Origin of the sequence: Citrobacter sp. MGH105, assembly GCF_001037485.2 — a bacterium.
GTDB lineage: Bacteria > Pseudomonadota > Gammaproteobacteria > Enterobacterales > Enterobacteriaceae > Citrobacter > Citrobacter portucalensis.
Genome location: NZ_CP073048.1, coordinates 3,013,484 through 3,035,163 on the forward strand (window position 1 = coordinate 3,013,484; position 21,680 = coordinate 3,035,163).

Annotated in this window: 24 protein-coding genes and 1 pseudogene; 8 read left to right on the top strand and 17 right to left on the bottom strand. The window is 47.4% G+C overall.

From position 1 onward, the window contains the following. The first annotated feature begins 159 nt into the window (after window positions 1-159). The 3 genes from SK35_RS14430 to yoaJ are packed head-to-tail and all read left to right on the top strand — an operon-like array spanning window position 160 to window position 1,408. Window positions 160-1,185: a sensor domain-containing diguanylate cyclase gene (locus SK35_RS14430; protein ID WP_048214379.1), complete on the top strand. Its 1,026-nt coding sequence runs from the start codon at window positions 160-162 to the stop codon at window positions 1,183-1,185. Window positions 1,186-1,232: 47 nt separating this feature from the next. Beyond that, window positions 1,233-1,331: a YoaK family small membrane protein gene (locus SK35_RS14435; RefSeq protein WP_032941789.1), complete on the top strand. Its 99-nt coding sequence runs from the start codon at window positions 1,233-1,235 to the stop codon at window positions 1,329-1,331. A gap of 2 nt (window positions 1,332-1,333) precedes the next feature. Beyond that, on the top strand, window positions 1,334-1,408 hold the full coding sequence (yoaJ, locus tag SK35_RS14440; protein WP_095533175.1) for a protein YoaJ: 75 nt from the start codon (window positions 1,334-1,336) through the stop codon (window positions 1,406-1,408). Between the two features lie 48 nt (window positions 1,409-1,456). On the opposite strand, the gene SK35_RS14445 is transcribed toward yoaJ, so the two are convergent. Continuing rightward, entirely contained in the window at window positions 1,457-1,705 is a 249-nt protein-coding gene (locus SK35_RS14445) for a GlsB/YeaQ/YmgE family stress response membrane protein (RefSeq protein ID WP_003832440.1), read from the bottom strand. A gap of 361 nt (window positions 1,706-2,066) precedes the next feature. Here SK35_RS14445 and fdhF point away from each other — a divergent pair, with 361 nt between their 5' ends. Beyond that, window positions 2,067-4,214, top strand: coding sequence for a formate dehydrogenase subunit alpha (fdhF, locus tag SK35_RS14450; RefSeq protein WP_048214380.1), 2,148 nt, complete (start codon window positions 2,067-2,069; stop codon window positions 4,212-4,214). A 52-nt stretch (window positions 4,215-4,266) separates the two neighbouring features. Here fdhF and SK35_RS14455 read toward each other — a convergent pair whose 3' ends face one another. The 11 genes from SK35_RS14455 to SK35_RS14505 all read right to left on the bottom strand — a co-directional run bounded on the left by SK35_RS14455 (window position 4,267) and on the right by SK35_RS14505 (window position 12,662). Beyond that, window positions 4,267-4,911, bottom strand: coding sequence for a hypothetical protein (locus SK35_RS14455; RefSeq protein WP_048214381.1), 645 nt, complete (start codon window positions 4,909-4,911; stop codon window positions 4,267-4,269). A gap of 218 nt (window positions 4,912-5,129) precedes the next feature. Continuing rightward, window positions 5,130-5,312: a DUF1869 domain-containing protein gene (locus tag SK35_RS14460; RefSeq protein ID WP_003832433.1), complete on the bottom strand. Its 183-nt coding sequence runs from the start codon at window positions 5,310-5,312 to the stop codon at window positions 5,130-5,132. Between the two features lie 3 nt (window positions 5,313-5,315). Continuing rightward, window positions 5,316-5,678, bottom strand: coding sequence for a DUF1971 domain-containing protein YeaR (yeaR, locus tag SK35_RS14465; protein WP_003030735.1), 363 nt, complete (start codon window positions 5,676-5,678; stop codon window positions 5,316-5,318). Between the two features lie 173 nt (window positions 5,679-5,851). After that, entirely contained in the window at window positions 5,852-6,490 is a 639-nt protein-coding gene (gene leuE, locus SK35_RS14470) for a leucine efflux protein LeuE (protein WP_048216323.1), read from the bottom strand. A gap of 139 nt (window positions 6,491-6,629) precedes the next feature. Beyond that, on the bottom strand, window positions 6,630-7,241 hold the full coding sequence (gene zinT, locus SK35_RS14475; protein WP_231912251.1) for a metal-binding protein ZinT: 612 nt from the start codon (window positions 7,239-7,241) through the stop codon (window positions 6,630-6,632). A gap of 116 nt (window positions 7,242-7,357) precedes the next feature. Beyond that, window positions 7,358-7,873, bottom strand: a complete 516-nt coding sequence (locus SK35_RS14480) for a phospholipase D family nuclease (protein ID WP_048214383.1) — start codon at window positions 7,871-7,873, stop codon at window positions 7,358-7,360. 31 nt (window positions 7,874-7,904) lie between these two features. After that, window positions 7,905-8,492: an ATP-binding cassette domain-containing protein gene (locus tag SK35_RS14485; protein ID WP_048214384.1), complete on the bottom strand. Its 588-nt coding sequence runs from the start codon at window positions 8,490-8,492 to the stop codon at window positions 7,905-7,907. Then, complete coding sequence (locus SK35_RS14490) at window positions 8,476-9,270, bottom strand: ATP-binding cassette domain-containing protein (protein ID WP_048214385.1); 795 nt, start codon at window positions 9,268-9,270, stop codon at window positions 8,476-8,478. The genes SK35_RS14485 and SK35_RS14490 overlap by 17 nt, the downstream gene beginning before the upstream one ends. Beyond that, on the bottom strand, window positions 9,264-10,076 hold the full coding sequence (locus SK35_RS14495) for an ABC transporter permease (protein ID WP_048214386.1): 813 nt from the start codon (window positions 10,074-10,076) through the stop codon (window positions 9,264-9,266). Before SK35_RS14495 ends, SK35_RS14490 begins: the two co-directional genes overlap by 7 nt. Beyond that, window positions 10,066-11,040: an ABC transporter permease gene (locus SK35_RS14500; RefSeq protein WP_048214387.1), complete on the bottom strand. Its 975-nt coding sequence runs from the start codon at window positions 11,038-11,040 to the stop codon at window positions 10,066-10,068. The genes SK35_RS14495 and SK35_RS14500 overlap by 11 nt, the downstream gene beginning before the upstream one ends. Next, window positions 11,040-12,662: an ABC transporter substrate-binding protein gene (locus SK35_RS14505; protein WP_156174759.1), complete on the bottom strand. Its 1,623-nt coding sequence runs from the start codon at window positions 12,660-12,662 to the stop codon at window positions 11,040-11,042. Before SK35_RS14505 ends, SK35_RS14500 begins: the two co-directional genes overlap by 1 nt. A gap of 396 nt (window positions 12,663-13,058) precedes the next feature. Between SK35_RS14505 and SK35_RS14510 the strand changes: the two genes are divergently transcribed. After that, window positions 13,059-15,146, top strand: a complete 2,088-nt coding sequence (locus tag SK35_RS14510) for a TonB-dependent receptor (protein WP_048214388.1) — start codon at window positions 13,059-13,061, stop codon at window positions 15,144-15,146. A 359-nt stretch (window positions 15,147-15,505) separates the two neighbouring features. Then, window positions 15,506-16,282 carry a 3-deoxy-D-manno-oct-2-ulosonate III transferase WaaZ gene (waaZ, locus tag SK35_RS14515; protein ID WP_048214389.1) on the top strand — a complete coding sequence of 259 codons (777 nt, stop codon included), beginning with the start codon at window positions 15,506-15,508 and terminating at the stop codon, window positions 16,280-16,282. Between the two features lie 31 nt (window positions 16,283-16,313). Here waaZ and SK35_RS14520 read toward each other — a convergent pair whose 3' ends face one another. Together SK35_RS14520 and SK35_RS14525 are read right to left on the bottom strand one after the other, a co-directional pair. Further along, window positions 16,314-16,511, bottom strand: a complete 198-nt coding sequence (locus tag SK35_RS14520; protein WP_048214390.1) for a hypothetical protein — start codon at window positions 16,509-16,511, stop codon at window positions 16,314-16,316. Window positions 16,512-16,680: 169 nt separating this feature from the next. Beyond that, on the bottom strand, window positions 16,681-18,204 hold the full coding sequence (locus tag SK35_RS14525) for an EAL domain-containing protein (RefSeq protein WP_048214391.1): 1,524 nt from the start codon (window positions 18,202-18,204) through the stop codon (window positions 16,681-16,683). A gap of 241 nt (window positions 18,205-18,445) precedes the next feature. Between SK35_RS14525 and SK35_RS14530 the strand changes: the two genes are divergently transcribed. Both SK35_RS14530 and SK35_RS14535 read left to right on the top strand, forming a co-directional pair. After that, window positions 18,446-18,718, top strand: coding sequence for a hypothetical protein (locus tag SK35_RS14530; protein WP_048214392.1), 273 nt, complete (start codon window positions 18,446-18,448; stop codon window positions 18,716-18,718). A gap of 88 nt (window positions 18,719-18,806) precedes the next feature. Continuing rightward, window positions 18,807-18,926 (top strand): annotated as a pseudogene (locus SK35_RS14535) (cytochrome b); the annotation flags it as partial. A gap of 60 nt (window positions 18,927-18,986) precedes the next feature. Here SK35_RS14535 and SK35_RS14540 read toward each other — a convergent pair. From SK35_RS14540 to icd, 3 genes are all read right to left on the bottom strand, one after another. Then, window positions 18,987-19,241: a hypothetical protein gene (locus tag SK35_RS14540; protein ID WP_048214393.1), complete on the bottom strand. Its 255-nt coding sequence runs from the start codon at window positions 19,239-19,241 to the stop codon at window positions 18,987-18,989. Window positions 19,242-19,251: 10 nt separating this feature from the next. Next, window positions 19,252-19,737 (bottom strand): outer membrane beta-barrel protein, encoded by a 486-nt coding sequence (locus SK35_RS14545; protein ID WP_048216325.1) that lies wholly within the window; start codon window positions 19,735-19,737, stop codon window positions 19,252-19,254. Window positions 19,738-20,256: 519 nt separating this feature from the next. After that, a complete protein-coding gene (gene icd / locus SK35_RS14550) occupies window positions 20,257-21,507 on the bottom strand; it encodes an NADP-dependent isocitrate dehydrogenase (RefSeq protein WP_003841892.1) in 1,251 nt (416 codons plus the stop codon). Window positions 21,508-21,680 lie beyond the last annotated feature (173 nt).

The window sequence follows — 21,680 nt, forward strand, 5'->3', positions numbered from 1 at the left end:
GGCAGGTTACCCCGACTTTCCATCTATCTCCATGTTTTCCTGCCAGCTATCCATTTTATGTTTACATTCTGAGCTGGATGGCGTGTTTCATCTTTCACCTTGATGTTCTATCATGCGGGCAACGTCAGCCCAGTCATTACTCAGGAGCATTTACATCTCATGTCGGACATGATCCTTGCCAGAGTCTCACAATCCTTAGCCACGGAGCAGTCTGTTGAAAGTCTGGTTCGTCAACTTCTGGAGATGCTGGAGATGGTGACTGAGATGGAATCGACCTACCTGACCAAGGTCGATCTGGATGCCCGTCTGCAGCATATTCTGTATGCGCGTAATAGTCGCCAAATGCAGATCCCCGAAGGGCTATCCGTGCCGTGGGATGAAACGCTGTGCAAACGCGCTATTGAGGAAAACTGTCTGTACAGTGACAACGTGCCCGCACGCTGGCCGGAATGTACCGCCGCTCGCGCACTGGACATCACCACCTTTCTGAGCACTCCCGTTCATCTTCCCGACGGAACGTTTTACGGAACGCTCTGCGCTACCAGTCGCCAGCAGCAGGCATTGAGCCAACGTGGAGAACAAGTATTACATCTGTTTGCCGGTCTGATCGCCCAGTCGATTCAAAAAGAGTCGCTGGTTGCTCAGTTACGTGAAGCGAACGCCGCGCTGATTGCTCACTCCTACACTGATGCCCTGACAGGGTTACCGAATCGGCGCGCAATTTTTGAAAATGTGGAGACCCTTTTTTCGCTTGCCCGTCACCTCAGGCAGAAGATAGTTGTCGCCTATATCGATTTGGATGATTTCAAATTGATCAATGACCGCTTTGGCCACGAGGTTGGTGACCAGTTCCTGATCCAGATTGGGCAGCGCCTGCTCCGTGAATGTAGTGATAATGACATTCTCGGTCGACTGGGCGGCGACGAATTTTTAGTCGTTCGCCTGTCAGCGGAAGATGAACTTGATCAGCTTATGCGTCTGCAGCAGGTGAAAAATCAGCTGCAACAGCAGATTTGCGGTGACTACCACCTGGGTGACATTCATCTGTATTATCCTGGTGCCAGTCTGGGTGTGGTGGAAATTGATCCGCTGGAGACTGATGTAAACTGTGCGCTTCATCTTGCAGACAGCGCAATGTATCAGGATAAAAAACGTCAGGATAAAACCCCTTTTGTCGTACATTAAGCCCTGCTATGCTGGCTCGTCTTTAAATAACTCTGGTAGATAATCGTATGCGACTCGGTATTATTTTCCCTGTCATTATTTTCATTTCCGCTGTCGTTTTCTTATCCTGGTTTTTTATTGGCGGCTACGCTGCGCCGGGAGCATAACGATGAAAAAAACAACGATTATTATGATTGGCGTGGCGATCATCGTGGTTCTGGGCACGGAACTGGGGTGGTGGTAACCAAAATAAAGGCCACTTATCAGTGGCCCCTATTATCTACATGTTTAGTTAGCTTTTGATTTTTCTGTAGATAAACAACACTACAATCGCACCGATAACCGCTACGACGAAACTGCCGAAGTTGAAACCATCAACTTTACCAAAACCAAAGAAGGTACTGATCCAGCCCCCCACTACCGCACCGACAACCCCTAAGATAATGGTCATAAAGAATCCGCCGCCATCTTTACCCGGCATAATCCATTTTGCCAAAATCCCAGCGATAAGACCGAAAACCACCCATGAAATAATGCCCATAATTTTCCTCACTTATGTTTTTAAATTAACGATTCACTCGTTGTATAAAAGCATAGCATAGCGCTGAAAAATTAAAATTTGTGATCGTCATCACTTCATATTTTCATCTTTTTCCGATGTTTCATAAGGTTATGACTGCTGACCGGCAGGCTAAATTTTTGCCGCTCCTCGTCATTAATGTCGAATCGTCAGTCATTATGCTTAACTCTTTTGCCGTCAGCCCCGTTATTGCTGGGTTTTCACTTCTGGCACACTTTATGCTTAAACAACCCGTCGATACGACAAATCGTAGTCCACGGTGCTTATCGCGTGGCTGCGTCTACAATTCGCGCTATTTCAGCATTTAACAGGTCTGTTATTGATGAAAAAAATCACCAGTGTTTGCCCATACTGTGGGGCCGGGTGCAAGCTCAAGCTTGTTGTCGAAAATAACAAAATCATCCGCGCCGAAGCCGCAGAGGGTGTAACGAACCAAAATCAGTTATGCCTGAAAGGCTATTATGGTTGGGACTTTCTTAACGACACACGCCTCCTGACTCCCCGTCTGACTCGCCCGATGATCCGTTATGAAAAAGGTGGCAAATTCACGCCCGTTAGCTGGGATGAAGCCATTCGTTACACCGCAAAACGCTTATCTGAAATCAAAAATACCTATGGCCCTCGCGCCATCATGACTACCGGCTCTTCCCGGGGAACCGGAAATGAAACCAACTACGTGATGCAAAAATTCGCACGTGGCGTACTTCATACCAATAATGTCGATTGTTGTGCCCGCGTCTGTCATGGCCCTTCCGTTGCCGGATTACAGGAAACGTTAGGCAATGGCGCCATGAGCAATTCCATCAGCGACATTGAAAACTCAAAATGCCTGCTGATCTTTGGTTATAACTGCGCCGACTCGCACCCAATCGTGGCCCGACGAGTGATTAAAGCTCGCCAGAATGGCGCAAAAATCATTGTCTGCGACCCACGTCGTATTGAAACCGCCCGTATTGCTGACCAACATTTGCAGTTGAAAAACGGTTGCAACATGGCGCTGGTTAATGCCTTTGGTCATGTTCTTATCGAAGAGCAACTCTACGATCGCGAGTATGTGCAAAAGCATGCGGAAGGGTTGGAAACATACTGGGAAACCGTTAAGGGCTATGCGCCTGAAGCCGTTGAACATTTGACCGGCATTCCCGCACAGCAGGTTCGTCAGGCAATGCGTACATTTGCCGCAGCACCATCGGCAACCGTAATGTGGGGGATGGGCGTCACCCAGTTTGGTCAGGCCGTTGATGTGGTTCGCGGTTTGTCGAGCCTGGCGTTGTTGACCGGGAATCTGGGTCGCCCTAACGTCGGCGTTGGCCCCGTTCGCGGGCAAAATAACGTGCAGGGAGCGTGCGATATGGGGGTACTACCTAACCAGTTCCCGGGGTATCAGGACGTGACCGATTCCGCCGTCAGGGAAAAATTCGCCAGCGCATGGGGCATTGACGTTAATCAGATGGATGACAAGGTTGGAACGCGCATCACCGAAGTTCCTCACCTTGCTATCGAAGGCAAAATAAAAGCCTACTACATCATGGGAGAAGATCCGCTGCAAACCGAGGCGGACCTGGGCCTGGTTCGCGAAGGGTTTAACGCGCTCGATTTTATCGTCGTGCAGGATATCTTCATGACTAAGACAGCGGAAATGGCCGACGTCCTCCTGCCGGCCACCTCATGGGGCGAACATGGCGGTGTCTTTACCTGCGCCGATCGTGGCTTCCAGCGTTTTGAGAAAGCGATTGAACCCACCGGTGATGTAAAGCGTGACTGGGAGATTATCAGCCTGCTGGCCAGCGAAATGGGCTATCCAATGCAGTATCAAAATAACCAGCAAATCTGGGATGAGATGCGCGAGCTGTGCCCGCTGTTCTACGGCGTGACCTATGAGAAAATGGGGGAAATGGGGCATGTTCAGTGGCCGTGCCCCGATCTCGATAGTCCTGGTACGCCGTACCTTTACGCGCACAGCCAGTTTGATACCGTCAACGGCAAAGGCAAACTGTTTGCCGCACCGTGGCGAGCGCCCGCAGAAGTTCCGGATGACAATTATCCGCTGGTGTTGTGTACCGTGCGTGAAGTTGGGCATTACTCTTGTCGCTCGATGACCGGTAACTGCGCAGCGTTACAAGCGTTGGCTGATGAACCAGGATATGTGCAAATCAATACCCATGATGCCGAAAAACTGGGTATCCGTCATCGTGATCTGGTGTGGGTCAGCTCGCGTCGGGGTAAGGTCATCAGCCGTGCGGATGTATCCGAGCGTATCAATTCCGGAACGGTGTATATGACCTATCAATGGTGGATTGGTGCATGCAACGAGTTGACCCAGGATAACCTCGATCCAATCTCGAAAACGCCGGAAACCAAATATTGTGCCGTAAATATCGAGCACATTAGCGATCAGAGATGGGCTGAAAAGTATGCCGCTCAATCGTATAGCGACATGAAATCACGCTTATGTGAGGCCATTGCGTAATTCCCCACCCTCGCCACCTGAGTCTGGATACCCAGACTCAGGTTTTATCTCATTACTTTACCAGGTGTGGTTCACTGAAGCGGATGGAGGAAGATTCCTCCTGCATATCCCGCTGCATAAAACCGAGATTCATCAGAAACAGGCCAGCCATAAACGGTAGTTCGTACAATTCTTCAATCATATCGCCATATTGGACATTGTGCAGGAAGATGGGAGCCAGCAGACGATGATGCTCTACCGTATCGGAAATCAAAAATGCGCAGGCGGTGATCGTCAGCAGCCAGAGCGGTAACGGTTCATTACGCACGCGTCGGACAATATCCAGGCGTAAGCGCTTCGACAACAGCACCGGCAGAATAATCATGGAAATCATTACAACAGAGATAGCTCTGAACAGAAGTCTAGGCTGCTCCGGGAAATAGTCACGGCCCCAACTGGTGCTTCTCCCCAGCAATACCAACCACCACACGGCTGCCCAAAGCCAAAATTGCTTCTCGCCTTCAGGGCGTGATAAAGGCCGGATATAGCCAAGGGTAAATACGGCACCAAACAGTAGCCATAGCGCCTGCCCATTTTCGATCCATCTGACGACAGTGCCGTTAAGCAGCGGAAGATTCCAGTTCGCGGTGAACGGGATCGCCACAATGACCAGTCCTAGAATAAGTGTGGGGAATGTAATTTGGGTATTCAGTTTCATAAGCGCGAAGTTCTGTATTGTTACTATTTTGCGATCATAACTCCTGTGAATGATCGACAATTAGCATTCAATGCGAATTTCTTAAGGTATTCTTAAGAAATCTTTTTTCGGACATCACTACGTTCAACACAAATAAAAAAACCGCACGGCGCCGTCAAAACACTGTGCGGTTAGTACATTAAAATTCTGTGTATTCAATCAGTAAGAGTATTTAACGCCTACCATCCGCAGACTTCATGCTCATTCTCGGTATCGTACGAACGAACGGTATTGACCAAGTCTTTGACCACTTCAGCTGCCACATCTGGCACCAGTAATGTCATCGGCGCTTCTGTTTCATAATCAACAGAAACACCGTTACTGTTATTGGTCACGGTTACGGTATAGGTTGCTTTGCCCATGATTTACTCCTTGCCGGTGCGCACGACTTTTCGTTGATTTGCACTCTCCATCAGAACTTCCGGGGCAACGAAAAAATCGATATTAAAGTAAGTGTCGTCGGTCATCACTTCGATGTTATGCCATTTTTCCGGCGGAAAAACGCCAAACTGACCGGCTTCAATAACCATCACCTCTACTGGCTCCGGACTGTGTTCATCGGCGTATCCGAGATATTTGACCGCCCCCTGCATAACCGAAAGTCGTGGATAAACCCCAGCACGAGTTCCTTTATCAAGGTGGCGTTCGAAAATTCCGGCAGGCGCAGTTTCTTTGTTCCAGAATGGTGTAGAGCGTGTATGGATATGATTCTGTGGAATTTGAAGCATTTTTCTTCCCTTTTCCAGTCGACAACCAGCGAGTCTTATTGAATCGCTGCTGTACACAGGGTACGCCTCAAAATATACATTTAAAATACCATTTATTGGTTATAACCCTACAATTATAAATGAAAAGCAAAGCGTCATATTGAAGGCCCGCCGCAACCAGCGGGCCGATAGCATCACGACTGAAGCGTGGCCAGACGAGCGGCAAAACCAACGAAAATCAGGCCGATTAGGGAATTACCCACTTTGGCCAGTTTTTTCTTCGTGCGAATATACTGTGTCACGAACGCGCCGGAGAAAATAAGGAAGCTCAGATAGAAAAAGCTCACTACTTCAAGCGTAATGGCCAAAATAAAGAATGACAGCCCTGAGTGCGGTGCATTGACATCAATAAACTGCACGAAGAACGAAACATAAAACAAAATAGCTTTTGGATTCGTCAGGCTCAGAATTAATGCACGCTTAAAAATAGCGCCAAACGGGACTTCCTCAGGTGCGGAGTCGCTTGCTTTCGATTTCAGTGTCGCATATAGGATCTTCGCACCGAGGTACAGCAGATAAAACGCGCCAAGATAGCGAACGATGTTGAACAAAACGGGCGTTGTTTTGATCAATGCGGCAACACCGGCATAGGCCAAAAACATCAACACGGCATCACCGATAAACACACCACTTGCGGCGAGATAACCCCCCTTCACTCCCCGACCGACGCTGTTCTTCAAAACAAATATCGTATTTGGCCCCGGTACCAACACGATAAAAATGGCTCCCACCAGATACGTCCAGTAATTCAGAACTCCATACTCTGCGAACACGTTAACCTCTTCCTGAAAAAACACATGCACTTGCTGCGATACAATATGCTAACGAATGCATCGGGTGATGGAAAGAGAAGGTTATGAATTAAAAAACCCGCCACTGGTGACGGGTGTGTACAGGTAAGGTTAGCCCAGATTAATGGTGCAGCATCTCATCCACAACCTCTTCTCCCTTCAACTGATAAGGGTAATAGGTAGGCCAGTTTTCCATCTCTTCAAGCAAGGCTGCCTGCGAGGTATTTCCCATATAGATATGGAAGTGGCTCGATTTACGCGGCGCGATAATATGATCGCTAAATTGCACATATTTAGGCGCTTTGCTGTCAGCGGCTTTACACTCAAACAGATACCGTACACCTTTCTTGCCTGATTTATAATTCAGGATCTTATATCCGGCGTAGTCGTATTTACATGATGCAACCTGATTCCCGGTATGAAACTCCATCACGCCATTTTCAATACCGATAGTGTCTACGTTGGTTGCATAGCCTGTACGGTAATACGCTTTGATTTGTTCTGCCGTTTTGCTTTTATCTTTCTCCGCTTTCTTTTTGAATACTGGATCAAGTTCGCCGCTGACCAGATACGGATAAACAGATTGCCACATGCCATCCCAGTCGGTCAGCGCCCTGTTCTGCACCTGGTTATCATCAAATACCCCTTCCGACGCCTTTTGTTCTGCTTCACTCATTGGCGCACCATGGGAATGATGACCATGCGCCAGAACCGAACTACTGACTAAAAGCATCCCCAGAGCGATTGTCAGTTTCTTAAAACGAATAGCCAAAATTTCACCCTCAAATCATTTGTGAGTGAGTTGTTATAATATAACATCACATTTAAATCAACGGCGTTGTGAAGTATTTAACCGCTCTGGTGCGCGATTTTCCAACGGCTGTCAAAATGGACCTGATACTGCGCAACAACGGCAGGTTCGTCACGAATAACTAACACATTTTCAGAGTTGGCAAATTCTGCGGATTTGGCAAAGTTGAACGAACCGGTTTCCAGCGTGTCGCCATCAATAATCATTACCTTGTCATGCTGGATGTGGTAGTGACTATCCAGTTGCACATCAACCCCATTCGCGGCAGCAAACGCGATGGCCTTCTGGCTAACCTTGCCCTGGTTACGTTTCTTATCGATAACAGCCCGGACCACAACGCCTCTCTTTTCAGCGTTTACCAGGGCCTGAACAATATCTGCAGACTGAAATGAATAAGCCATCATATCGATGCTGTACTGCGCATGGTTAATTGAATCCAGCACTAAAGCCCGAGCCGACCCTTCCGGTGAAAAACCCACCTGAATGGAAGCATGTGCTGCAAAAGCCCCCGCCCCGTACATTAGCGCAGCCACAGCGATAGTTTTTACGATCACGTTAGTTATTTGCCTGAAATGCGAAAGAGACCTAAGAGAGTAGCGTCCGCGTGCAGATCTGATCAAGCAGCGCCTGCTGATGACTGATAATGAGCATGCCTAATGGTCGACGCTGGCATTCTTCGAGCAGCAGTACCCAGATATCTCTTTGAATGGAAGGGTCGAGCTGGGCGGTAATCTCATCGGCAATAAGAAAACGGGTACGCGGGTCCAGCGCACGAAGTATGGCGATTCGCGCCAGTTCACCACCAGAAAGCTGTCCAGGGCGACGGGTTAACCATTCCGGTTTGATATGCAGGCGGGTAAGGATTTCTGCGCCAGGCCGCCAGGCATCATGCACCGCATCGCCGGTGCTGCGTCGGGGGTTAAAGGTTAATTCCGGATGCTGTGGCACCAGTTGCACCGGGCAATACTGGTGCATCGGCAAAGGTTGATCATCAATCAGAATGTCACCGGAAGTTGGTTTCTGCCAGCCCGCCAGCACGCGTCCCAGCGTCGTTTTGCCCGTTCCACTGGGCGCACAAATCCCAATACGTTCTCCAGGGCGTAGAGAGAAGGTCAGATTTTGCCACAGAACCTTTTCCCCCTGACAGATTGTTACATCACGACAGCACAGCATCGCGCTCTCCAAAAAGTTGATTTCTTTCAGGCAGCGCCCGCCATTGTCGTTGCAGGTGTTCGCTAATCTCTCCGCGTAACAGCTGTTCCCGGCTGACGTTATCCGACACCATTCCCTGATGCAGCGCGACAATACGATCCGCATGGCGGGCCGCCAGCGTGAGGTCATGTGTTACCCATAAAACGCCAGCCCCTTGCTCACATTGCTCACGCAACTGTTCAAGAAGTTGATTAGCGAGAGGTGCATCAAGCCAGGCGGTAATTTCATCCGCCAGAATATAGCGAGCCTGACTCAGAGACGCATGACAAGCCAGAACACGTTTTGCCATACCGCCTGAAAGCTGACGCGGAAAAGCATCTAATACACGACTTTCCAGTCGGCTACGTTGGAGCAATCGTTCAATTTTTCCGGCATTCCATTGCTGGTCAGAAAGCTGGCATGCCCTGCGCAGATGCTTTTCAATCGAGAGCAGCGGGTTAAGTGCCTGAATACCTTGCGGGACGTAGCTGAAGGTATTGCCACGACATTTGCGAATGTCATCACTGTCCAGCGTTTTACCTTCCAGGGTAATAACGCCGTTGAAACGCAAATTGTCTGGTAAGAGATCGAGCAGACATTGCAGCAACAGGCTTTTACCTTCTCCACTTCCTCCAACTAGCGCCACCATCTGACCAGGCGCTACGTCGAAAGAGATATCCTGCAACAGCGAAGTCCAGTTTTTCGCGCCGTACCAGCGATAACGCGCCACGTCCAGCGAGACCTGCCTTAAACTCAACATGCGTCACCTCGTAACCATAAACGATGCACCGCCCTTGCGAGCTGATCGAATAACATCACCAGACTGAACAGCATCAGTCCTGGAAACAGCACTAACCACCAATCACCATGACTGATAAACCTCAGCGCATCCGCCAGCAGCAGGCCCAGCGACGGTTCATGCGGTGCCAGTCCAAAACCGAGGAAGCTTAACGCCGCGCTGTGTAACACCGCATGGGGAAACATCAGCAATGTCCCGGTTAACCACTGGGGTAACAACGCTGGTAGATAGTGATGCCGCCAGCAGTAAAAATGGCCGTGTCCCAGACGCCAGGTCAACGTCAGATAGTCACTGTGGGCCACGCGCTGCGCCTCAGCACGCAGGATCAGCGCCAGACGCGGCCAGTGCGTTAGTGCAACCGCCATGATTACCCCGTTTTTCCCGCCGCCCAACGTAAAACAGATCAAAATAAGCAACAGCAGATGCGGCATCGATAGCATGGCATCAGTAATCAGACGCATAAGTACATCCAGACGCGGATGTATGCGCGAAACCGCCGCCATCATTAACGCAATGAAACCGCTGCACAACGCCGCACCAATACCAATTTGCAGACTGGTTAGTGCACCCTGAAAACAACGGACCCACAGATCGCGACCGAGGTTATCGGTGCCAAACCAGTACATCGCATCAGGTGGAAGATGACGGGCAAGCAGATTAACGCTCAACGGGTTGTCCAGCATTGCGGCACCATACACTGCAATGAATAACAGGCAGCTAAAAGAGAACAAAAGACGAATTAGCGTCGGCGTCGGGTTATAGAGCATCAGGTCGCTCCAGAGCACGGTTCAACATACGGACAAGCCAAGTAGACAGCGAATTGCCAATGAACACCAGTACGGTACTGAACAACACAATCCCCATCAGTAACGGCAGATCGCCGCGTAACCCGGCATCAATAGTGGCCTGCCCCAGACCTGGATAAGCAAAGACTTTTTCGGCCAATAGTGCACCTCCCAACAGTTCTCCCAGTGAGGCAAACTGCAAACACAGCGCAGGCGTAATTGCATGACGCAGAACCTGATGGCGTAACAGTGACCAGCCTTTATCTCCCTGGGAACGCGCAAAACGGACAAATTCGCTTTTCATTACGCTGGCGATGCTTTCCCGCGTATGAAGCGTAATTTGTCCCAGCCCCAGCAAACTGAGCGCGCAAACGGGAAGCACCAGATGGCGCAGACGCTCAGTCAGCGTCGCCATATCGCCGCTGTTGCCCGGCTCCCACGCGCAGCAGACCGGAAATACCGGCCAGCGCACGGCAAATAACGCCAGCAGCAACATGCCAATCCAGAAGGTCGGCAACGAGGAGAGCAGATAGCTGAGGCGACAGATTGCTTTGTCCGGCCAGCGATTCAGGTAGCGACCCGCGACAAACCCCATTGCCGTTCCCAATATGCCGGAGAGTAGCCACGCGCCGCCAAGCAGCGCAAACGAGGTGGAAAAGCGTTCCTTGATCACGCTGGCAACCGGCGCATTAAACAACATGGAATAGCCGAGATCGCCCTGCAATACACGAACAAACCAGTGACCAAAACGCTCCCATAGCGGCTGGTCCAATCCCCAGCGAGCAGCAATGCGCGCATATTGCTCCGGCGGCACATGCAGGAGATCGTTGCCGATATAAGCGCGAATCGGATCGACTGGAGAAAAGCTGAGCAGCACAAAAGTGCCAGCCGCAACCAGCACTAATAACACTATCAGCCGTAGAAAATGGCCCACAACAGACTTCATCAACGGCAGGTCCAGGTCCAATCGTCCAAATTATTGAGCAGTGACCAGCTACCGTGAATCTCCGGTGCGCCTTTGCCTAAATCAATACACGGATTTGCCAGGTAGGTGTGCTGAATATTCAACAGCCATGCCCAGGCAGCATCGCCCTGCACGCCAGCCCCTTGCTTACCATCCCACTCCACCTGTTGCCAGAAAGGTAACGCTTTTTGCCAGTCTGGGGCGTCGATAGCCTGTTTAAGGTGCTGTTCAACAACAGGATTGCTGTAATAACCTGGGTTGTAATATTCCACGCCCGCGGCCTGATTACTGTAATGATGGAAAAGCTCCATCGGATCCAGGCTTCCCCAACCAAATAGTGTTGGGTTCGCATGCATGTGACGCTCAACCGTTTCCCAGCTTCCTGATTGCAGCGAGATCTGAATACCCACCGGCTCCAACATTGCGCGAACAGCTTCGGCTAAATCCCGGCGCGTACTGTCACCGCTGGCGTACCATAAAGTCAGTCGAGCCTCTTTGCCGTCTTTCACTCGCACGCCATCTTTACCTACCTTCCAACCGGCTTCTTCCAGAATCGTACGTGCTTTTTCGCTATCACCATCTTTGAACGCAACGGATTGCCCCTGCCATGGCAGCCCCTGCACTGCGCTATACGCAGGAATCGCATGACCTTCCATGACCTGCTCGGCAAGCTGCTTACGGTCGATGGCATAGTTGATGGCGCGCCTGATGGCAACATCAGCAGTGATATCGTTCCCAATTGGATAGCCATTGGCGTCTTTTTTACCTGCAGGAACCATCGGGAACACAATGCCCCGGTTTTCCACGCTATCGCGTACCCAAAGTTTCAAGTTTTTCTGCTGAGGAGCGACCGCCATCGACGGCGCGATACGTACGAGTCCCAGTTGGCCACTGCGCGCTGCGGCATAAGCGTTATCTTCATCAAGGAAGACAAACACCAGCTTACTGAAATCATTTTTCTTACCGGCATACCAGGGGTTAGCCTCCACGATCAACTGCTGTCCCGGCTGAAAACTCACCAGCCGATAAGGACCCGCGCCAATCGGATTTTTGGCAAATGTTTTTTCGTCATACCGTTTCGCCGGAACAATACCCAAAGAACCCAGCACATTCACAAAGGTGCTCTGTGGGCTATTCAGCGTAATTTCTACCGTGCGGTTATCTTTCAGGCTGGCATGGGTGAAGTTTCCCATATCGATTTTGCCGCCGCTTTTTGCTGCTTTGTTATAGGTGAACACCACATCTTCAGCGGTTAGCGGGGAACCATCAGAGAATTTAAGGTCAGGTTTTAACGTCAACGTCCAGGTTTTGCCGTCTGCGCTGGTCTCTACTTTTTCCGTCAGCAGGTTTCCCCAGCTCATATCTGCATTTTGTTTTAATAATGGTGCATGCAAAAGCAAATAGCTGCCATGACTCCAGCCCAGCATCGGGTCAAACCCTTCCGTTGGTTCTGGGCCAATTGCCAGTTTTAACGTCTGCCCTTCGCTCGCATTTTGCGCGGCAAGAAGTGGTGAGGTTAATGCGAGAGTCAATGCGCACGTAAGCAGTGCCAGCTTGCCTTTGATCATTATGATATCCAGATTTACGTTATTTTTATGCCGCATAACGATTTACCGTCGTTAAGCAGTCTCCTGGGGAAGGGATTATGGCGGACAGAAATGATGAAAAAAATGATGCGGCGCAGAAAAGTATGACGATTTTCTAAAATTATCATACTTTTTTCTGATACTCCGTTATGAGTACGATGTGAATCTCAGAAAATAGATTAATCCCTCGCCATTTATTCACAGGAATATTAATCCCGAACTAATAATTGCCTGTGCGGACTATTGACCCTTCCTGCTAATTCCTTATCTAAAACTCATGACAATTTATGTATATTTATTCAAGAAAAACACCAGAAGTGACAAGTTATGTAAATTTGTAATGATAATTATTTGTATTATCATTTCCATCAATTATCTTACTGCCTTTGAATTTTTAACAAAGGAAGTTTGACTATGCGTTTAAAACCTGTTGCCTCTGTCGTTCTGTCCTGTTTAGGATTTTCCAGCCCCCTGGTATTTGCTGAAGATGTCATGGTGGTAACCGCTTCTGGTTATGAAAAGAAAATCACCAATGCCGCCGCCAGCGTCTCTGTTATTTCGCAGCAAGAGTTACAAACCAATAAATATAATGACTTAGGTGAAGCCCTGCGTTCTGTTGAAGGGGTAGATGTTGAAAGCAGCACCGGTAAAACCGGCGGTCTGGAGATCAGCATCCGTGGCATGCCTGCCAGCTATACCTTGATCCTGATTGACGGTATTCGTCAAAACGGCAGCAGCGACGTAACGCCAAACGGTTTCTCTGCCATGAATACCAGCTTTATGCCCCCTCTGGCGGCGATCGATCATATTGAGGTGATCCGCGGCCCGATGTCGACGCTTTATGGGTCCGACGCAATCGGTGGCGTGGTGAATATCATCACCAAAAAAAGCACCGATAAATGGAGCACTTCCATCAATACCGGCGTTAACCTGCAAGAGAGTAATAAATGGGGTAACAGTACCGTTGCCAACTTCTGGTCAAGTGGCCCGTTAATCGCGGGCGTACTGGATATGCAGGTTCGGGGGAGCACAACCCAGCGTCAGGGTTCCAGCGTCACCTCCCTCAGCGATACCTCCTCCACCCGCGTACCTTATCCTACCGAATCGGAAAACTACAATATCGGTACGCGCTTCGACTGGAAAACCAATGAGAACAATACGCTGTGGTTAGATCTCGATTCCGCCAGACAGCGCTATGACAACGATGACGGGCAGTTGGGCAACCTGACAGGGGGGTATGATAAAACGCTACGCTATGAGCGTAACAAAGTGACCCTCGGCCACGATACAGCCTTAACTTTCGGCACCTGGAAATCCTCCCTCGGCTGGAATGAAACTGAAAACAAAGGCCGGCAATTGGTATCTTCCGCACTCACGCCAGAGAACGCAGGTCGGGCCGGTGACGCGCGTGAACTGAAGAACACCAACGTCATTCTTGACTCAGTGCTGCTGACGCCATTAGGTGATTCACACCTCTTAACCCTTGGCGGAGAATACTGGGATGCACGGATGAAAGATGGTGTGGTGCTGGCCAATACCGGCGAGACGTTTCATCAAAAAACGTGGGCAGCCTATGCGGAAGATGAATGGCATATTCTCGACTCTCTGGCCTTAACCGTAGGAACACGCTATGAGCATAACGATGTCTTTGGCGGTCATCTCAGCCCGCGTGCCTATATGGTCTGGGACGCATCCGACGAATGGACCCTCAAAGGCGGCGTAACGACAGGTTATAAAGCACCATCACTAAGCCAGTTGCATAACGGGATCAGCGGTGTAACCGCGCAGGGAACGGTGAATACGGTCGGTAACCCGGACCTCAAACCTGAGGAAAGTATCAGCTACGAAACCGGGCTGTATTACGAGAACGACGCCGGGCTTAACGCCAACATTACCGGCTTCTATACCGAATACAAAAATAAAATTGTCTCATATTCTATCGATGATAATACCAACAGCTATACCAACAGCGGCAAGGCAAGGACCGATGGCGTTGAATTTGCCAGCACCTTCCCTCTATGGTCGGATGTGCTGACCTTATCTCTCAACTACACCTACACTCAGAGCAAGCAAAAAGATGGTGACAATAAAGGCGCGCCATTAAGTTACACACCAAAACATATGGCTAACGCCCGTCTGAACTGGCAGGCAACGGAAGATATGAACGCCTGGCTCAGCGCACGTTATCGCGGCAAAGCCCCACGCTTTACCGAAAATTACGACAACCTTAGCGCGGTACAAAAGGCCGTCTATGACGATAAAGGCGCTGATTTAAAAGCCTGGACCGTTGTCGATATGGGGATGTCTTATAAGCTGACCAAAGATCTGACGCTTAATACGGCGGTTAATAACGTGCTGGATAAAGACTTTAGTGAGGTCAAATTGTACCAGGTGGGGCGTAATAGTACCTACGCAGGTGATTATTATCAAACGGCGCAATCCACTACCGGATACGTAAACCCTGGTCGTAACTACTGGGTATCTTTAAATTATCAGTTCTAATTTTATAAGATCCTGTTGGTCGAACTATCACGTGCATCCCATCCAGCCGGTATCATTCAGAAAAATATCCTGAATGATTTCATAGAGTCGCCTTACAAAGGCGACTCACATCTTCTTCTAACCGCATCCCTAATTCATTTATCCCAACATAAACCTAATCGCCTTGTCCATAGCACGGTACATTCATAAACGCCGTGAATTATATTCATTCAGAATAATTACCATGAGTCATAATTACCTTTCGTATTTTTATGAATTCATTCATCAAATTTATATAATAAAAGTCAACATTATTACTGATTTGAAAGCCCATAAAGAAAGTGGTAACATTTGCAAAAATAATATTCATGGTAAAAGCAATGATTATCACACACAATATATTAAATAAGATAATGGAAAATAGAATTTCCGATGATTGCATTATTTACCTGTCCGGACCATCATCATTGGACACTCCATTAAGTAGAATGCGCGATAAAAATTTTATTTGCGTAAACGGAAGTGCCGGTCATTTAATCGACAACAACATCCCTATTTTTATCTATGTTGTTTGTGATGGCTCATTTTATGAAAACAATAAAGACTTATTTCATAAGTATTCCTCCTATGCTCAGCATACCTTTATTAGTGAAGATGTTATTAAAAGAGCTGATTCAACAGAGGCAGAGTACTTGCTCAACACATGTTTTCTGTTAAAGGACATTTGCAAATCCAGAGGTGGTATCGGTAGAAAGATTCGCTATAAAATAAAAACAATGACTAACAGGAATCTTCGAATTAAATGTTCTGCATTCAGAAAAGTGAAAACAATTGCATTTTCAACTAACGTAACACATGGCCATTTTGGTAGCGCTACGGTCGCATTTAGCGCGTTACAAATAGCCATTAGTCTAAAGTTTGAAAGAATAATTTTTTCCGGTTTAGATTTGAAAGGTAGCTGTAAACGGTTTTACAATGAAGTTAACGCCCAACCCACGACTCTCCCCGCTGATCTTAGCTTTATATTAAGGTCGTTTTCTTATGTAAGTAGCCACTATGACGGTAAGATCTACAATCTTTCCCCACAAACTGCTATTCCCTACGATGTTATTCCGTTCATCAAGACAGAAGAAGTAGCTTGTTCCAGCTCCTACTAGCAATACACCAATGATAAGAATATTTAAACAATCAATATAAAAACACCCCTTCCTGCACCATTAGGTACAATGCCAAAACAATAACCCCGACGATACCGCCTAAAAATAGTACTGCGGCAATCGCAAGCTGGTTGCGATTTGTGTACTTCGCTTTGCTTCGCACATCCAACTTATTTTTCGCCGCTCTGTGACTTGAATCACGCTCCATCGCGAATGTTATATCTGCCATACCATTATCCAGTTGCTGTATTTGAAAACATAGATAACCACCACATCGATAAGGGTATAGATTTTAAATAACAGAATCTGAGATTTGTCTCACGATAAAGATAATCGTCGGATTTTTGCTACCGAAACAGATTTTATGCTCCTTTTTCATCAATAAGGTTATCTTGTATTTATTCGACAAAAACCTTCACTTTAGGCTTTGACAGCAGAATCATGACGAACTCAGTGAAGGTTACTGGTTTATAGAAATAGTACCCTTGTAGGAAAACAATGTTGTTTTTGTTGAGATAATCAAGCTGGGCCTTCGTTTCAACCCCTTCTGCAACGATGCTTAAAGATAGTTTACGAGCCAGATCGAGGACACAATCCAAAATTCGGGTTGAATCGGGAAGCTCATTTACCCTTCCCACAAAGCTCTGATCGATTTTAATGTAATCAATGTGCAGGTCATGCAAATAAGAAAGCCCAGAATAGCCCGTACCAAAATCATCCAGCGCAATCACAAAGCCATTCTCATGCAGGATATTGAGCCTCTGCACAAGATCTTCATCCACATCTAACGGCTCGCGCTCAGTAACTTCGATTACCAGATTGAGGTCATCTCGGTTAAAACTATCCCTGTAATGCAGGCATTCCTGCACGAATGTAGGGGATGTGATATGGGATGCGCTGAAGTTAATGCCTATATGGAAGCCGGATGGCAGTTTGCTGGCAATGGCGTTCATGTTTTCCGCGACCTGCCTCATCAGGCTTTGAGTTAGTGGCACTATCAGGCCTGATTTTTCAGCGACGGGAATGAAGGAAGCAGGAGAGATATACCCGGCCTTAGGATGTTTCCATCGGGCGAGCACTTCAACTCCGCGTAACGTCCCCTCGCGACCATTTACGATAGGTTGATAAAAAGGGACGATCTCTCCTTTAACTATCGCCCTGCGCAACGTTTCTTCAGGGGTATCGTTCTTGTTCAGATACTTATCAATGGCATAAGCGGCTGCAAAAGACATTAACAGGATAAAACCCAGAATCCCTGAACCCTGTGTAACCAGCCTTTTTGCACTAAACAGTGGCGGTTTATTATAAATAATACTGAACGGATACTTTGCGGAATTAAGTTGACCAGACGCACGTGCGCTTGTTGTAACGGTTTTCACATCGCCCAATAAACCAAGTACGTTGTCACCCACCAGCAATGAGTATGCTACTCCCTTTAACGGAACTTTCAGAGCCCCTCGAATATGCACCCCACTAATAGTGACAATAATACGACTGGTTTGAAAACGAGTTTGATACAGCAGAACAGGTATCTCGTTTTCCGTATTTCTTGCGGGGGTCAGCAACAGATTTGTATCAGCAATTACGGGGATTTGCTTAAGTAAAATCCTATTCCCCGGCAATGACGTACACCAAACCTTCCCCTGCCGGATAATGATCAGCGTTCGCAAATGGGGTCGGAGCGCAGCTTCGGTTCCAAGTTGGTATTGTCCCTCCAGATCGCACTTTTTTTCAGCAATATGCCTGGCGGTGCGGGTTGCCTGGAAAGCTTCATCAAGTATGTTATCCATATTTTTCGCGGCATATCTGGCTCCTCCAAGGGTTTCTGTCGAAGATGAATACCAAAGCTGCATATTAAGAATAAAAACACCGATCAAAAAAAGACACACCGCAGCGGTTACCGGTAAAAGTGCTTTGCGCATTCTCATGTCCTGTAGCGAAAACTGATCAGTCGTTGCGATGAGCATTGACGTGTTCTAATTTATCTCTACAGAGCATGGTAGACAGAAACAAAAGTCGCCATGCGTCTAGTCACATTTCCTCAATAACAACGTAACTTACTAATTCATCGATAAAATCATTACTGAAATTTGCAGTACAAAACCGGCGTTGCACCTCATCCAATTTTGCTATCATAGGAATGCACTAATAAGAGGTAATCAAATGAAAATCTTTATCACTGACAATGACGGGAACCTGATTCCTGTTGACGGAAAAAGCGTTGTCGTCGAATTGAATAGTGGCGGAACCATCGAGATCGCCGAGGAGTACAGGCGGGATGATGTTCCTGAAGGCATTAATCTGTGGGGTGGACGAGAACCCTCCCCTTCACTCTCTTTCGAGGAAATCAAAGCCAGAACAGAAGGCCTGGGCGTTTATCCCATCGCAGCCAACGCTCTGCATGTATTTCCGTACAAACTTTCAGCAAAAGAATAATTGCACACAGCAGACGAAGCGTTTTTCTCAAACCAAAGTAAGGCCATGGTTATCATAAAAAACTCTGGCTTTGGGGGGAAGTCAGCTCGCCGATATCTGCTACTTTCTAATTGCAGCCCATGCCGGCGCTGCATTATTTCATCACTATATACAGAAGGATAATACGCTTTTGAGAGTGATGCCTGAGCATAACCATTTGAATAATTAATAAATGATTAAAATATCAAGAACATAAGCACTCAAGACCGTATGTGCGTGTTCTTAAATATTAATCGTCATCATAATGCTTATGTTTCTTGTGATCACTCATAGCCTCTTTGAAAGCATCCGCTTGTGTATTAGCGGCCTGCAGTCGACTCATATTAGCACTGTAATTATTCCAATATTCTTTTTCTTCGTGATAACAAACATCACGGCTAATTCCCTTCGCTTCGCACTTTGCTAAGCGTTGTTCTTCTGATACACAACCAGACATCAAGGAAACAGCAGAAAACGCACCCAATATTATCATTAATTTATTCATATAAATAACCTTAGAATGTCCAGCCGGCGCCGACTACAATACTATTAGCTTGTGCGCCAAAGACCTTATAACCTTCATAGCCTGCATCAACAGTGAAACCTGCAATGGGGATAAACTGAATACCAGCGCCATAGGCAAAACCTGTAGAAGTGTCAGTTTCACCATTAGCTTTGATCGCACCTCTCCCAATACCCGCCATTACATAAGGTTTTACCACATCATTTACTTTATAACTTGCGCCGACTAATGCAGAACCATAACCACGATCTATATCATTATCGTCATTTGCTGAAATGGTTAAGGATGTCATAACACCAAAATCACTCTCATCTGGGGTATAACCATATTTAGCGTTAAAACCATTAAGGTTCTGTCCATCTGTCCGGGTATGTACATAACCGCCGGTGACTACGCTTTCTCCTGCATAAACCGTCATAGCAAAACATAATGTAACAGCCACTAAACCTGTTTTTAAACTTAGCATTTTAATAACCATTTTCATCATCAACTAATAGTAAGTAACACACATAATAAGGAATCATGCTTTGAGTTTTATTTCTCAAGCATGTTGCCAACAGAAAAACAGAAAGGTAAAAAAACATCAATCGGAGAAAATGTTCTTTTTTGGACATTACTAATATTCAGAATAATCAACTGTCATAACACGCTGATAAAAATGGATTTAAAATTAGAGTAAAAATCTTAAAACGCTTCTTCCTTTTACATATTTCCGATATTTTCCTTATTGTTAAAATGATTATTTCCCATCTGATAATCAATAAGATACAAACACCACTCAATTATAGTTAGTTCTTATACCCGAATAGAGTTAAATAAAGAAATATTGACAGCCATGGATATTTTTATCAAAAAATAAAATTGTAATGGCAAAGATAAAAATTTGATCTTCAGTGCTATTTAAATGAGTTTAATAGTATGAGCGCCAGGAAAGCATTTTGCAGGTAAAAAAACGGGAACCTCTCGGCTCCCGTTCTCATACAACCCAAGGTCTGGATTACATGTTTTCGATAATCGCGTCACCGAACTCTGAACATTTCAGCAGCTTAGCGCCGTCCATCAGACGTTCGAAGTCATAAGTTACGGTCTTGGCGTTGATTGCGCCTTCCATACCTTTAACAATTAAATCAGCCGCTTCGGTCCAACCCATATGGCGCAGCATCATTTCAGCAGACAGAATGATGGAACCTGGGTTCACTTTATCCTGACCTGCATACTTCGGTGCAGTACCGTGGGTTGCTTCGAACAGAGCGCATTCGTCACCGATGTTTGCACCCGGCGCGATACCAATACCACCAACCTGTGCGGCCAACGCATCGGAGATGTAGTCACCGTTCAGGTTCATACAGGCAATCACATCATACTCAGCCGGGCGCAGCAGGATCTGTTGCAGGAACGCATCGGCGATAACGTCCTTAACCACGATCTCTTTACCGGTTTTCGGGTTCTTGATTTTCACCCATGGACCGCCGTCGATCAGTTCACCACCGAATTCTTCACGCGCTAACTGGTAACCCCAGTCTTTGAACGCGCCTTCGGTGAACTTCATGATGTTGCCTTTGTGTACCAGGGTAACTGAATCACGATCGTTGGCGATGGCGTATTCAATCGCTGCACGCACCAGACGTTTAGTCCCTTCTTCAGAACACGGTTTGATACCAATGCCGCAATGTTCCGGGAAGCGGATTTTCTTCACGCCCATCTCTTCGCGCAGGAATTTAATCACTTTCTCAGCATCGGCAGAGTCAGCTTTCCACTCAATACCCGCGTAGATGTCTTCGGAGTTTTCGCGGAAGATGACCATGTCGGTCAGTTCAGGGTGTTTAACCGGGCTTGGTGTGCCCTGATAATAACGCACCGGACGCAGGCAGACATACAGGTCAAGTTCCTGACGCAGAGCTACGTTCAGAGAGCGAATACCGCCGCCAACAGGAGTGGTCAGAGGGCCTTTAATGGCAACACGATATTCACGAATCAGATCTAAGGTTTCAGCAGGCAGCCAGACGTCCTGGCCATAAACCTGAGTGGATTTCTCGCCGGTGTAGATTTCCATCCAGGAGATTTTACGCTCGCCTTTATAGGCTTTCTCGACAGCAGCATCGACAACTTTGATCATCGGTGGGGTTACATCAACGCCGATACCGTCGCCTTCAATGAACGGGATAATCGGATTTTCAGGAACGTTGAGTTTGCCGTTTTGCAGGGTGATCTTCTTACCTTCCGCCGGAACAACTACTTTGCTTTCCATTCACCTCTCCTTCGAGCGCTTCTGGTTCTGCTCGTCTGTCATCACGCTGCATGTGCGTTTGCGTCCTGCTACACGGATGCGTTAGAGCAACTTTTTGTTAATGATTTGTAATGAGCGTGTCAATACTACCCTATTGTTCGCCGCCATGAAAGACACTCGTTCTTAGGCTATAA

Coding starts and splice junctions, on each gene's coding strand:
- SK35_RS14545 (WP_048216325.1), bottom strand. CDS start 19,737: ATGGTTATTAAAATGCTAAGTTTAAAAACAGGTTTAGTGGCTGTTACA.
- SK35_RS14540 (WP_048214393.1), bottom strand. CDS start 19,241: ATGAATAAATTAATGATAATATTGGGTGCGTTTTCTGCTGTTTCCTTG.
- SK35_RS14510 (WP_048214388.1), top strand. CDS start 13,059: ATGCGTTTAAAACCTGTTGCCTCTGTCGTTCTGTCCTGTTTAGGATTT.
- fdhF (WP_048214380.1), top strand. CDS start 2,067: ATGAAAAAAATCACCAGTGTTTGCCCATACTGTGGGGCCGGGTGCAAG.
- SK35_RS14500 (WP_048214387.1), bottom strand. CDS start 11,040: ATGAAGTCTGTTGTGGGCCATTTTCTACGGCTGATAGTGTTATTAGTG.
- SK35_RS14505 (WP_156174759.1), bottom strand. CDS start 12,662: ATGCGGCATAAAAATAACGTAAATCTGGATATCATAATGATCAAAGGC.
- SK35_RS14455 (WP_048214381.1), bottom strand. CDS start 4,911: ATGAAACTGAATACCCAAATTACATTCCCCACACTTATTCTAGGACTG.
- SK35_RS14530 (WP_048214392.1), top strand. CDS start 18,446: ATGAAAATCTTTATCACTGACAATGACGGGAACCTGATTCCTGTTGAC.
- SK35_RS14520 (WP_048214390.1), bottom strand. CDS start 16,511: ATGGCAGATATAACATTCGCGATGGAGCGTGATTCAAGTCACAGAGCG.
- SK35_RS14485 (WP_048214384.1), bottom strand. CDS start 8,492: ATGCTGTGCTGTCGTGATGTAACAATCTGTCAGGGGGAAAAGGTTCTG.
- SK35_RS14525 (WP_048214391.1), bottom strand. CDS start 18,204: ATGCGCAAAGCACTTTTACCGGTAACCGCTGCGGTGTGTCTTTTTTTG.
- SK35_RS14445 (WP_003832440.1), bottom strand. CDS start 1,705: ATGGGCATTATTTCATGGGTGGTTTTCGGTCTTATCGCTGGGATTTTG.
- SK35_RS14460 (WP_003832433.1), bottom strand. CDS start 5,312: ATGGGCAAAGCAACCTATACCGTAACCGTGACCAATAACAGTAACGGT.
- zinT (WP_231912251.1), bottom strand. CDS start 7,241: ATGCTTTTAGTCAGTAGTTCGGTTCTGGCGCATGGTCATCATTCCCAT.
- yeaR (WP_003030735.1), bottom strand. CDS start 5,678: ATGCTTCAAATTCCACAGAATCATATCCATACACGCTCTACACCATTC.
- SK35_RS14490 (WP_048214385.1), bottom strand. CDS start 9,270: ATGTTGAGTTTAAGGCAGGTCTCGCTGGACGTGGCGCGTTATCGCTGG.
- SK35_RS14435 (WP_032941789.1), top strand. CDS start 1,233: ATGCGACTCGGTATTATTTTCCCTGTCATTATTTTCATTTCCGCTGTC.
- SK35_RS14430 (WP_048214379.1), top strand. CDS start 160: ATGTCGGACATGATCCTTGCCAGAGTCTCACAATCCTTAGCCACGGAG.
- icd (WP_003841892.1), bottom strand. CDS start 21,507: ATGGAAAGCAAAGTAGTTGTTCCGGCGGAAGGTAAGAAGATCACCCTG.
- waaZ (WP_048214389.1), top strand. CDS start 15,506: ATGATTATCACACACAATATATTAAATAAGATAATGGAAAATAGAATT.
- SK35_RS14495 (WP_048214386.1), bottom strand. CDS start 10,076: ATGCTCTATAACCCGACGCCGACGCTAATTCGTCTTTTGTTCTCTTTT.